Consider the following 11,561-nt stretch of genomic DNA (forward strand, 5'->3'; position numbering starts at 1 on the left):
ATAGTGTTTCGGTGGTCATAGCGATGGGGTAACGCCCGGTTACATTCCGAACCCGGAAGCTAAGCCTGTCAGCGCCGATGGTACTGCATGCGGGAGCGTGTGGGAGAGTAGGACGCCGCCGAACAAATAGTGAGTTGAGGCCCTGCCGGTTTACCGGCAGGGCCTCAACGCGTTTTACGGCAAGGACGCGTGTCCGCCCTGTCCCTCCTGGCTTCCATTCCTCAGAGGCGCCCGGCTGCCTTCAGCGAGAGGTAGGTGTCGGTGAGTCGAGAGGCCAGGTGGTCCGGTTCCGCGTCGACGACTACGGCACCGTGGCGCTGGAGCTGTTCGGCGACCAGCCGGCGTTCCTGGCGGCTCTGCTCGGCTGCCGCCGCGCCGTAGACGGCCTCCACCGTGCCCCGGCCCCCGGCCATCTCCTCGATGGCCGGGTCGGCCACCGCGGCGACGAGGACCGTGTGCCGACTCGTGAGCTGCGGGATCAGGGGCAGCAGACCCTCCTCGACCGGCGCCGCGTCGAGCCCGGTGAAGAGGACAACAAGCGATCTGCGGCGCGAGCCCGTGAGTGCCGCGGAGACCAGGCCGCGCGGGTCCGACTCGACCAGTTGGGCTTCCACCGGCGCGAGCGCGGACACGATGTCGGCGAGGGCTGACGGGCCCGACCGTCCCTGGACCGTGGCTCTGGTCCGGCGGTCGTAGGCCACGAGGTCGACGTGGTCGCCGGCGCGCAGGGCCACCGCACTGAGGAGAAGCGCGGCGTCCATGTAGACGTCGAGGCGCGGCACGTCGCCGACCCTCCCGGCTGCCGTGCGGCCGGTGTCCAGGACGAGCTGGATGCGGCGGTCACGCTCGGGGCGCCACGTGCGGACGGCGATCAGGGACTGTCTGGCGGAGGCCCGCCAGTCGATCGACCGGGTGTCGTCGCCGGGCACGTACTCGCGGAGGCTGTCGAACTCCGTGCCCTCACCGCGGGTCAGTGCGCTCATGCGGCCGTCGAGTTCCCGCAGCCGCGCGAGTTTGCCGGGCAGGTGCCTGCGGCTGGGGAAGGCGGGCAGAACCCGGAGCTTTGACGGGACGGCGTGACTGGCCTGGCGTGCGGCGAGCCCGAGGGGACCGTAGGAACGCACGGTCACGCGGTCCGCGTGGTGGTCTCCTCGCCGGCTCGGCGTCAGCACGGTGGTGAGGCGCCGCCGTTCGCCGGCGGGGACGGTGAGGCGCTGTCTCGCGGAGGCGTTGTCGAGTGTCCGCGCGTGGGTGCTGGGGGGCCAGGCGTCGCGTACCAGGGCCCGGAGTGGCCGATCGGACGGGTTCGTGATGGACAGTTCGACTGATGCGGACTCATCAAGACGGACGATCGTGTCGTCTGAACGGGTGAAGGCCAGTGGCCGCACTGGCGCGGCGCGCGCGAGGTCGTACAGGATTGCGAACAGCAGGACGAGCTGGACGGCCAGTACCCCGTTCCAGCTGGGGACCAGCAGGCCGACAAGAAGAGCGGCGGAGGCGGCGAGCAGCGCCGCACGTCCGGTGATCGCCATGGAGAGCGCCCCTCGGATTCAGCGCGGTACGGGGACGTTGGCCAGGATCGAGTGGATCACGCTGTCGGACGTGACGCCTTCCATCTGGGCTTCGGGCCGGAGCTGGATGCGATGGCGGAGGGTGGGCAGGGCGAGGGCCTTCACGTCATCGGGCGTCACGTAGTCGCGGCCACTGAGCCAGGCCCATGCGCGGGCGGTGGAAAGGAGGGCGGTCGCACCGCGCGGTGACACTCCGAGGGCGGTGGAGGGCGAGTCCCGGGTGGCCCGGCAGAGGTCGACGATGTAGCCGGTGACACCGGCGGTGACGGAGGTCGCGGCGACCTCCTCGCGTGCGGCGTCGAGTTCGGCCGGCCCGGCGACCGGGCGGACGCCGGCCGCCGCGAGGTCGCGCGGGCTGAAGCCCTCGGCGTGACGGGTGAGCATGCCGATCTCGTCCTCGCGGGAGGGCAGCGGAAGTGTCAGCTTGAGCAGGAAGCGGTCGAGTTGGGCTTCGGGGAGGGGGTACGTGCCCTCGTACTCGATCGGGTTCTGTGTGGCGGCGACGAGGAAGGGCTCGGGGAGGTCGCGGGGAAGGCCGTCCACGGACACCTGCCGCTCCTCCATCGCCTCCAACAGGGAGGCCTGGGTCTTGGGCGGGGTGCGGTTGATCTCGTCCGCGAGAAGGAGGTTGGTGAAGACCGGACCCGGTTGGAACGAGAACTCGGCGCTTCGGGCGTCGTAGACAAGTGACCCGGTGACGTCGCTGGGCATGAGATCGGGGGTGAACTGGACGCGCTTGGTTTCCAGGTGGAGCGCCGCGGCGAGCGTGCGGACCAGCAGGGTCTTGGCGACGCCGGGTACGCCTTCCAGGAGGACGTGTCCTCGGCACAGGAGGGCGACAACCAGGCCGGTGACCGCCGCGTCCTGGCCGACCACGGCCTTCTTGATCTCCGTGCGGAGCGCTTCGAGCGCGGCGCGGGGGCTGTCCGAGGCGATGGCGGTCACGAGAGTCCGTCCTTGTCTGCGCGGTCGGGGGTCGAGGGGTCCGTGGCGGCGCGGGCGGTGGTCGGCCGGTCGGAGTCGCGGCGGGCGTGGCGTCGCTGGTCGCTGCCCGGTCCGTCGGCAGGCGGCTGATGGGCCTGCTGCGGGGCGGGATTGACGCGGCGCTCCAGGTCGTCGAGGCCGTCGGCGAGACGGACGAGTGCGGCGTCGTCGAGGGGAGCGCGGCCGAACAGCAGCGGAAGCGCGTCGACCGCGTTGTCCGTGGCGCGTAGGCGGGTGTCGAGAGAGGAGAGCAGCACCTCGGGGGTGTGGGCGTCGCCGGGGCTCACGCTCAGCAGTCCGGCGAGGCGCGTCCGGGCGGCGTGCCGCAGGGAGTCGGCCGCCCGGTCGCGGGCGCGGGTCTGGTGGTAGAGCCGGGCGCGTCCCTCGGCGGTCTCCGAGGCGTGCACGGCGACAGGCAGGTCCTCGTGAACCAGCGGCCCCAGCCTGCGTGCCCGCCACAGTGCCGTCAGCACGACGGCGAGCGCCAGTTGGAGGGCGCCGAAACGCCAACCGGCCGGCAGCAGGTCGAGGAGGGACTGCTCCTCCTCGCGGTCCGCCGCCGGGTCGGCGAGGGAAGGGAGGTACCAGACAAGATGGTCGCGGGATCCGAGCAGTTGCAGGACAAGCGAGGCGTTGCCAGCTTCCGCGAGGCGGTTGTTGTACAGCGGTTCTGGTGTACCGAGCAGGACGGTGTCGCCGGGGCCCGTGCGGTCCGGCTGGAGGACGAGGCTCGGCAGCCCGTCGTGCGGGTAGCAGCTGGTGGCGCCTTCGGCCGAGACGGCGTAGGTGTGGCCGCCGAGTTCCGCTCCGCCCGCGCGGCGGGCGAAGTCGGCGTCGCAGTCCGGCTCGCGCGCTTCGACGGGCGCCTGACCGACGGGCCGGGTGCCCGGGGCGAGTGTGCGGGTGGCGTCCTGGTCCGCACCGAGCAGCACAAGGCGCCCGCCGCGTCCCGAGGTCGCGGACCGCAGGGTGGTCAGCTGGCCGGGCCCGAGCAGGTCGGGCCGGGTGACGAGGAGTGTGGTGTCCGGGCCGGCCGGGGCGCTTGCCTCCGCGGTGGTCGTGACCACGGTCAGTTCGACGCCGCGCTCCTTGAGGAGTTCGGCGGTGGCGCGACTGCCGCGCGGCTCGGCGGACCGGGGGTCGAGCAGGCCGCGTTGTTCTCCGGAGCGGAGGAGGGCCAGGGCCGTGCCCGCCAGGAGGAGGATCACCACGCCGATCACCAGTCCGCGTGCGCGGCGCAGCCGTTGCCCCGGGGTCGGCCCCAGCGCGCCGGCGACCGGCGGGCGGGGGTCGGTGAGGTCGGTCCCCGCGGGGCGGACCGCTGCTGTGGACGTGTCCGTCTCGGCGGCGGGGGTGGTCACGGCGCGGCTCCCGGCGTGCCGGCCGTCGTGGACTGCGGCAGGGGCCGCGGTGCGGTGCGGGTGAGCGCCTGGTCGAGGTCGCGGACGCGCGCGTACGCGGCGGCGTCCGCTTCCCGGCCGGCGTATGTGACCTCGTCGAAGCTTCGGGCGGTGAGGCGGAGTTCGGCGCGGAGGGAGGGGAGTGCGTCGCCGGCCTCGGCGGCCGCCTCGTCGGCGGTCCGGCCCGGCCGGGGGGCGAGGATGGTCCGTTCTTCCAGGGAACGTACGAGAGCGCGGGTCCGCTCCTGGACGGCCTCGCTCCAGCGCTGTTCCGCGGCCAGCCGTTCGGCCGCGGCGCGGTGTCGGGCGGCGGTGGCGGGAGTGTCGACGAAGAGCGTGGCCCGGCTGTCGGCGGTCGTCCGGCGCAGCCGGCCCAGGCGGAGGCGGACGGCGATGATCAGGACAGCCACCAGCAGCAGTACGGCGGCCATGCCGACCCAGCCGGCGGGGGTGACGTCGGCGCCGACGGACAGCAGCCGTTCGAGCTGGTCGAGCAGCCAGCCGAAGGCTCGCCGCAGGGGGCCGGGCTCGTGCTCGCGGTACTCCGGTTTGGACAGCTCGCGCTCGGCGGCCTCGCGGGCCGCCCGGCGCCCGAGTTCGACGGGCACCTCGTCGTTCTCGCGCCCGGGCAGGGCCGGCGCGGCGTGGTGGCGGAAGAGCGCCGCGCGGTACGTCACCCCGTTCACCGCCTCCGGCCTAGGGGTTCGCGGGCGGGTTGTTCGGCGGCTGCTCGTCAGGGCCGTGGCCGGGCACCCCGGCGGCCCTGGCCAGTTCCAGGTCGAGCGCCTCGCGGCGGATGCGGCGGTCGATGTAGAGCAGCGCCGTCACGCCGGCGGTGAACGGCAGCGCGAGGGTGTAGGTGATGATCGAGGCGACGGCCATGACAAGCGCGGTCGACCAGGAGAACTCGGCCGTACCGCCTGTGAGGTTCTCCAGGACGTCGCCGTCGCCGAAGAGGGCCGCGACGACGGTGGCCGGGATCGTGATCATCAGGCTGAGGATCATGACAAAGACCAGCGCCAGCAGCTGGATGCCGAAGGTGCGCCACCAGGCACCGGTGACCAGCTTCGCCGAGCGGCGCAGCGCGAAGAGCACGCCCTGCCTCTCGAGCATGAGGGCCGGCGCGGCGAGGCAGAGGCGGACCCACAGCCAGACCGCCAGGACCGCGCCGCCGAAGAAGCCGAGCACGGTGAGCGCCCCGGCTCCCGCGCCGCCGCCCGCGGCGAGCAGCAGTATTCCGGGCCCCATGCACACGAGGATCACGCCGACGACGATCAGGTTGACCAGCAGCGACAGGCCGAGCAGGCGCAGGAGCAGCGGCCGGGCGTCCTGCCAGGCCTGACCGAGGGTCACCGGACGGCCGAGCACCGCGCGGGAGACGATCATGGTGAGTATCGCGGTGGCCACCACCACGGCGAGCATGCTGGCGATGGCGGGAATGATCTGCGACTGGAGTTCCCGCTCGTAGGCTTCGAGCACCACGCTCGGGGCGACATCGGGGTTGCGGTTCACCTCGGCCAGCGCCTCGTTGCCGCGGAACCACAGCGCCTGAGAGCCCGTCGCGACGATCTGGGCCAGGATCGCGATGCCGAGCGCGATGCCCAGCACCGGTCGCCAGTGTGCGCGCATGGTGGACACGGCGCCGTCGAGGATCTCGCCGACGCCGAGCGGGCGGAGCGGGATCACGCCCGGCTTGGCGGCCGGTGCCTGTTGCCAGGTCGGCCCCCAGTGTCCGCCGGGGCCAGGGCCGCCGGGGGGTTGGCCGGGCGCGTTCCAACCGCCGGGCTGCGGCCACGACGTCGGCTGCCCGGTCGGGGGCTGCTGCGCCGACCAGCCGGTGGGCTGCTGCTTGTTGTCCTTGGAGGGACCTGTGGGCTCGGACGGGGACGACCCGGGCGAGGTCCAGCCCGGAGACTCGTTCACTGCTGCTCACCTCGGACGATGCGGCACTGGTTGCCTGTCATGTTCCCACGGGGGCCGATCCGATGTGTTCCGGCCCGCCCGAACGCGCGGAGGAGGGGGCAGACTGGGGCGATGCCCGATCAGGATGCGAGTCCCGTCCCCAGCCTCCGCTGGGTGGAGTTGCCAGAGGGTCCGGTGGTGGCGCTCCTGGACCAGACCCGGTTGCCGAGGGAGGAGGTCGAGTTCCTCTGCACCGACGTGCCCGCCCTGGTGGAGGCGATACGTGAGCTGCGGGTGCGCGGCGCGCCGCTGCTGGGCATCGCGGGCGGCTACGGGGTGGCGCTGGCCGCGGCGCGCGGCTTCGACGTGCAGGAGTCGGCCAGGAAGCTCGCCGCGGCGCGGCCGACCGCGGTGAACCTGGCCTGGGGTGTCCGGCGGGTTCTGGAGGCCCACGGGCGGGCCCTGGACGCCGGCGGAACGCCGGAGGCCGCGGCTCGGGCGGCGCTGGAGGAGGCGCGGGCCGTCCACGCGGAGGACGCGGAGGCGGCCGAACGCATGGCGGTGCTGGGCGCGGAGCTGCTGCGCGAACTGGTGCCCGGCGGTGGGCTGCGGCTCCTCACCCACTGCAACACCGGCCGGCTTGTCTCCGGCGGCGCCGGCACGGCGCTGGCCGTGGTGTGGTGGCTGCACCGGGCCGGTGAGGTGCGCACCCTGTGGGTGGACGAGACGAGGCCGCTGCTCCAGGGCTCCCGGCTGACGGCGTACGAGGCGGCGCGGGAGGGCGTGCCCTACAGCGTGCTGCCCGACAACGCGGCGGGCTCGCTCTTCGCGGCCGGTGAGGTGGACGCCGTGCTGATAGGCGCCGACCGGATCGCGGCCGACGGCTCGGTGGCGAACAAGATCGGCAGCTACCCGCTGGCGGTGCTGGCCCGCTACCACCACGTACCGTTTGTTGTCGTCGCGCCGACGAGTACGGTCGATCTGGCCACGGGCACGGGTTCGCTGATAGAGGTTGAGCAACGTTCCGGGCACGAGGTCACCGAGCCCGTCCCGGGGACGCCGGTCGCGCCGCTGGGCGCTCGGGCCTACAACCCCGCGTTTGACGTCACGCCTCCGGAGCTGGTGACGGCTATCGTCACGGAAGCAGGCGTGGTCTCCCCGGTGACCGGAGACGCTCTTGCCGACCTCTGTTCTCCGCCGGGGAGAACGTCACGATTGGGCAATGGGATGATGAACTCATGAAGGGACGCGTTCTTGTCGTCGACGACGACACCGCTCTGGCGGAGATGCTCGGCATCGTGCTGCGCGGCGAAGGCTTCGAACCGTCGTTCGTCTCGGACGGTGACAAGGCGCTCGCCGCGTTCCGTGAGGTCAAGCCGGACCTGGTGCTGCTCGACCTGATGCTGCCCGGACGGGACGGCATCGAGGTGTGCCGCCTCATCCGGGCGGAGTCCGGTGTGCCGGTGGTCATGCTCACCGCCAAGAGCGACACCGTCGACGTCGTCGTGGGCCTGGAGTCCGGGGCCGACGACTACATCGTCAAGCCGTTCAAGCCGAAGGAGCTGGTCGCCCGTATCCGCGCGCGGCTGCGCCGGTCGGAGGAGCCCGCCCCCGAGCAGCTGACCATCGGTGACCTGGTCATCGACGTGGCCGGCCACTCGGTGAAGCGGGACGGGCAGTCCATCGCGCTGACGCCGCTGGAGTTCGACCTGCTGGTCGCGCTCGCCCGCAAGCCCTGGCAGGTGTTCACCCGCGAGGTGCTGCTCGAACAGGTGTGGGGCTACCGCCACGCCGCCGACACCCGACTGGTCAACGTGCACGTCCAGCGTCTGCGCTCCAAGGTGGAGAAGGACCCGGAGCGTCCCGAGATCGTGGTCACGGTTCGCGGCGTGGGGTACAAGGCCGGACCGAACTGACATGACCGGCCCTGGTTCCGTACCGCCGGGCGCGAAGGCGGAGCCTGCGGCCGGTGGGCGGCTGGCCGCGGCGGCGCTCGGCGCGCGCGTGCGCGGCACCCGGCTCCTGAGGGACGGCCTGCTGCCCGAGGGCGCCACCGGCAGTCGCGCGCACCCGATGGTGCGGATGTTCGTGCGGCTGGTCCGGCGGCCGCTGCTCCAGCTGATGCGGCTGTGGCGGCGGAACATCCAGCTCCGGGTGGTCGCCGCGACGCTGCTCATGTCAATCGCCGTGGTGCTGCTGCTCGGCCTGGTGGTGATCGGCCAGGTCCGCAACGGTCTGCTCGACGCCAAGCAGCAGGCCGCGCAGAGCCAGGCGGCCGGCGGCTTCGCCGTGGCGACCGAGATGGCCGACAGCGCGGCCGACGGCGGTCGCGGCGGCGACAGCGGCAGCCGCGCCGTGCAGAACTCCGGGGCCTGGCTGACCCAGCTGGTGCAGCAGCTGGCCAGCGGCGGGCAGGGCGTCTACTCGGTGGTGGCGCTCAGCTCCGACACCAACGCCACGCCGTTTGTCGGCGACGAGAACACCAACACGCGCGGCCCCCGGGCTTCCGGCGACGTCCGCCCGGAGGAGAGCGTGTCGGCGGAGCTGCGCGCGGCCCTCGACGAGGACCCGCGCACCCATCAGCAGTACGGCAGGATCGTCCGCACCCACGACAACTCCCAACCCGCTTTGATCATCGGCAAGCGGCTGGCCGACGCCAACGGCAACCCCTACCAGCTGTACTACCTGTTCCCGTTCACCCAGGAGGAGAAGTCGCTCGCCCTGGTCAAGGGCACGCTCGCGACGGCCGGTGTGTTCCTGGTGGCCCTGCTGGGCGCCATCGCCTGGCTGGTGGTGCGCCAGGTGGTCACGCCGGTGCGGATGGCGGCGGGCATCTCCGAGCGGCTGGCGGCGGGCCGCCTCCAGGAGCGGATGAAGGTCAGCGGCGAGGACGACATCGCACGGCTGGGCGAGGCGTTCAACAAGATGGCGAAGAACCTCCAGCTCAAGATCGGCCAGCTGGAGGAGCTGTCCCGGATGCAGCGCCGCTTCGTGTCGGACGTCTCCCACGAGCTGCGGACGCCGCTGACGACGGTACGCATGGCGGCGGACGTGATCCACGAGGCCCGGGACGAGTTCGACCCGGTCACCGCGCGCTCGGCCGAGCTGCTGCTCGGACAGCTCGACCGGTTCGAGTCGCTGCTCGCCGAGCTGCTCGAGATCAGCCGGTTCGACGCGGGCGCGGCGGCCCTGGAGGCCGACCCGACCGACCTGCGCGAGGTCGTGACGCGGGTGGTCGAGGGGGCGCAGCCGCTCGCCGACGCGAAGGGCTCGCCGCTGGTGGTGCTCGGCGACGAGCAGCCGGTGATGGTGGAGGCCGACGCCCGGCGCGTGGAGCGGGTGCTGCGCAACCTCGTGGTGAACGCCGTGGAGCACGGCGAGGGCCACGAGGTGGTGGTCCGGCTGGCCAGCGGCGAGGGAGCGGTCGCCGTCGCGGTGCGGGACTACGGTGTGGGGCTGAAGCCGGGCGAGGCCCAGCGGGTGTTCAACCGCTTCTGGCGGGCCGACCCGGCCCGGGCGAGGACCACGGGCGGTACGGGCCTCGGCCTGTCGATCGCCCTGGAGGACGCGCGGCTGCACGGCGGCTGGCTCCAGGCGTGGGGCGAGCCGGGCGGGGGCTCCCAGTTCCTGCTGACGCTGCCGCGCACGGCGGGTGAGACGCTTCGGGCCTCGCCGCTGCCGCTGGAGCCGGCGGACTCCCGTCGCCACCGCTCCAGGGCCGGAGCGCCCCGGCAGCGGGACGGCGGTGACACGGCCACCGGACGCCCCACGGGCGAGGGATCCGGCGGCGCGGAGGAGGGCGACGACCATGCGAGCTGAGCGACACCGCGCGGTGGCGGTGCTGACCGCGTGCGGGCTGCTGCTGGCCGGCTGCGCGTCCATGCCGTCGGACGGCGGAGTCAAGCAGATCGACGCCCCGCAGCGCTCCGACGCCGACTCCCAGGTGCGCGTCTTCGGCGTCAGCCCCCGCAAGGGCGAGCTGCCCCGGCAGATAGTGCGGGGCTTCCTGGAGGCGACCACCAGCGAGGAGGCCGACTTCGGCACCGCCCGCAAGTACCTCACCCCGGAGGAGGCGGCCCGCTGGAAGCCGTTCGCGCGCACGACGATCGTCGCCGGCGGCCCCGAGGTGGCCCCCGACGGGGTGCGGGCGGACAGCGACGGCCAGGGCTACACGGTCGAGGTCACCGGCACCCGGGTCGCCGAGGTGGACGAGAAGAACGCCTACACCCCGAGCGAGGGCCGCTACCTGGACCGGCTGCACCTCACGCAGGTGAAGGGCGAGTGGCGGATCGACAAGCTCCCCGACGGCCTGGTGATGGGGGAGCCGGACTTCGAGCGGATCTACCGCTCGGTCAACACCTACTACTTCGCCGACCTGGGCGCCGAGTCGGGCGCGGTGCGGTTCGGGCGCAACGTGCTGGTGGCCGAGCCGGTGTACCTGCGCCGCCGGATCGAGCCCATGACGGAGACGGTCGCGACGCTGCTCAAGGGGCCGGCGGACTGGCTGAAGCCGGTTGTCACCTCGGCGTTCCCCGAGGGGTTGCGACTGGAACCGGACCAGCAGCTGAGTCTGGACGAGTCGGGCGGCCTGGAGGTCGAGCTGCGTCCGTCCGGTCGGGGGAAGCGCGTATCCGTCGGTGCGCAGCGCTGCACGCGGATGGCGGCCCAGCTGCTGCACACGGTGGACCAGCAGTCCTCCGCCCGGGTGCAGCGGGTCACGCTGCGGGACGGCGAGGGCGAGCTGTGCGAGACGGGCCGGGAGGAGGCACAGGCGTTCGCGCCGGGTCTGCTCAACGGCCCGGCCGCCCGGCAGTACTACCTCGACGACGCCAGCCGGCTGATCGCCACCGGGGACGACGAGGGCCCCGGCCGCCCGGTGGACGGCCCGTTCGGCAGCGGCCACGTGACGCTGAGCGCCGTGGCGGTCAGCCGCGACGAGAGCATGGGCGCCGGGGTGCTGGCCAACGGCAGCGCCCTGTACGTGGCCCCGCTGTCCTCGGACGCCCAGTACGGCGAGCCGGTGCTCACCAGCGCCGGAAAGCGTCCGGAGGACCGGCTCACCGCGCCGAGCTGGGACGGGCTCGGCGACCTGTGGGTGGCCGACCGGGACCCCGAGCGGCCCCGGCTGCTCCGCTTCACGCGCGGGCAGGGCGAGCCGGAGACGGTGGAGGCGCCGGGCATCGGCTCGGCGCGCATCGAGTCGCTGCGGGTCGCCGCCGACGGCATACGCGTCGCGCTGCTGCTCCGGGAGGACGACCGCACGACGCTGAGGCTCGGCCGCATCGAGCGCGGCCACACCAGGGGCGGTGAGCCGGTGGTCAGAGTGACGGCGCTGCGGCCGGCCGCGCCCCGCCTGGAGGACGTCACCGCCGTGTCCTGGGCGGGCGGCAGCCGGCTGGTGCTGGTGGGCAAGGAGCCGGGCGGCGTCCAGCAGCTCCGGGTCGTCTCCACGGACGGCTCGGCGGGCATCCCGCCGACGCTGCCCGGGGTGAACAACGTACGGGGCATAGCCGCCTCGGAGGACGAGGAGAAGCCGCTGCTCGCCGACTCGCAGGAGGGCATAGTCCGGCTGCCGCGCAGGGACGGCAGCTGGCAGGCGGTGACCGACAAGGGCTCCGCACCCGTCTACCCGGGCTGACCGCGCCCGGGCCGGCCCCGGCGGCCGTGGCGGGCGGCGGCCCGCGAGGTGGGGACGGGGTGGAGC

9 protein-coding genes and 1 rRNA gene are annotated in these 11,561 nt (G+C 73.3%); 5 read left to right on the top strand and 5 right to left on the bottom strand.

Annotation, left to right across the window (positions count from 1 at the left end; all coding sequences use genetic code 11):
• The first annotated feature begins 7 nt into the window (after positions 1 to 7).
• Positions 8 to 124: ribosomal RNA gene (gene rrf, locus GL263_RS12310) — 5S ribosomal RNA — on the top strand.
• A 97-nt stretch (positions 125 to 221) separates the two neighbouring features.
• On the opposite strand, the gene GL263_RS12315 is transcribed toward rrf, so the two are convergent.
• The 5 genes from GL263_RS12315 to GL263_RS12335 all read right to left on the bottom strand — a co-directional run bounded on the left by GL263_RS12315 (position 222) and on the right by GL263_RS12335 (position 5,878).
• Positions 222 to 1,532, bottom strand: coding sequence for a DUF58 domain-containing protein (locus GL263_RS12315; protein ID WP_182855704.1), 1,311 nt, complete (start codon positions 1,530 to 1,532; stop codon positions 222 to 224).
• An 18-nt stretch (positions 1,533 to 1,550) separates the two neighbouring features.
• The gene (locus GL263_RS12320) at positions 1,551 to 2,516 is read right to left on the bottom strand and encodes an AAA family ATPase (RefSeq protein ID WP_182855705.1); all 966 of its coding nucleotides are present in this window, start codon (positions 2,514 to 2,516) and stop codon (positions 1,551 to 1,553) included.
• Entirely contained in the window at positions 2,513 to 3,820 is a 1,308-nt protein-coding gene (locus GL263_RS12325) for a DUF4350 domain-containing protein (RefSeq protein ID WP_182855710.1), read from the bottom strand. Before GL263_RS12325 ends, GL263_RS12320 begins: the two co-directional genes overlap by 4 nt.
• Before the next feature lie 92 nt (positions 3,821 to 3,912).
• Positions 3,913 to 4,641 carry a DUF4129 domain-containing protein gene (locus GL263_RS12330; RefSeq protein ID WP_323379366.1) on the bottom strand — a complete coding sequence of 243 codons (729 nt, stop codon included), beginning with the start codon at positions 4,639 to 4,641 and terminating at the stop codon, positions 3,913 to 3,915.
• A gap of 10 nt (positions 4,642 to 4,651) precedes the next feature.
• Positions 4,652 to 5,878: a DUF7847 domain-containing protein gene (locus GL263_RS12335; protein WP_182855706.1), complete on the bottom strand. Its 1,227-nt coding sequence runs from the start codon at positions 5,876 to 5,878 to the stop codon at positions 4,652 to 4,654.
• Between the two features lie 111 nt (positions 5,879 to 5,989).
• Here GL263_RS12335 and mtnA point away from each other — a divergent pair, with 111 nt between their 5' ends.
• From mtnA to GL263_RS12355, 4 genes are read left to right on the top strand one after another with little or no spacing between them, the layout of a single operon-like run.
• Entirely contained in the window at positions 5,990 to 7,099 is a 1,110-nt protein-coding gene (mtnA, locus tag GL263_RS12340; protein WP_182855707.1) for an S-methyl-5-thioribose-1-phosphate isomerase, read from the top strand.
• On the top strand, positions 7,096 to 7,773 hold the full coding sequence (mtrA, locus tag GL263_RS12345; RefSeq protein WP_143647745.1) for a two-component system response regulator MtrA: 678 nt from the start codon (positions 7,096 to 7,098) through the stop codon (positions 7,771 to 7,773). Before mtnA ends, mtrA begins: the two co-directional genes overlap by 4 nt.
• A 1-nt stretch (position 7,774) precedes the next feature.
• Positions 7,775 to 9,676, top strand: a complete 1,902-nt coding sequence (gene mtrB / locus GL263_RS12350; protein ID WP_182855708.1) for an MtrAB system histidine kinase MtrB — start codon at positions 7,775 to 7,777, stop codon at positions 9,674 to 9,676.
• Positions 9,666 to 11,495 carry an LpqB family beta-propeller domain-containing protein gene (locus GL263_RS12355; RefSeq protein WP_182855709.1) on the top strand — a complete coding sequence of 610 codons (1,830 nt, stop codon included), beginning with the start codon at positions 9,666 to 9,668 and terminating at the stop codon, positions 11,493 to 11,495. Before mtrB ends, GL263_RS12355 begins: the two co-directional genes overlap by 11 nt.
• Positions 11,496 to 11,561 lie beyond the last annotated feature (66 nt).

The organism is Streptomyces durbertensis (assembly GCF_014156695.1).
Taxonomy (GTDB): Bacteria; Actinomycetota; Actinomycetes; order Streptomycetales; family Streptomycetaceae; genus Streptomyces; species Streptomyces durbertensis.

Coding starts and splice junctions, on each gene's coding strand:
- GL263_RS12355 (WP_182855709.1), top strand. CDS start 9,666: ATGCGAGCTGAGCGACACCGCGCGGTGGCGGTGCTGACCGCGTGCGGG.
- mtrB (WP_182855708.1), top strand. CDS start 7,775: ATGACCGGCCCTGGTTCCGTACCGCCGGGCGCGAAGGCGGAGCCTGCG.
- mtrA (WP_143647745.1), top strand. CDS start 7,096: ATGAAGGGACGCGTTCTTGTCGTCGACGACGACACCGCTCTGGCGGAG.
- GL263_RS12315 (WP_182855704.1), bottom strand. CDS start 1,532: ATGGCGATCACCGGACGTGCGGCGCTGCTCGCCGCCTCCGCCGCTCTT.
- mtnA (WP_182855707.1), top strand. CDS start 5,990: ATGCCCGATCAGGATGCGAGTCCCGTCCCCAGCCTCCGCTGGGTGGAG.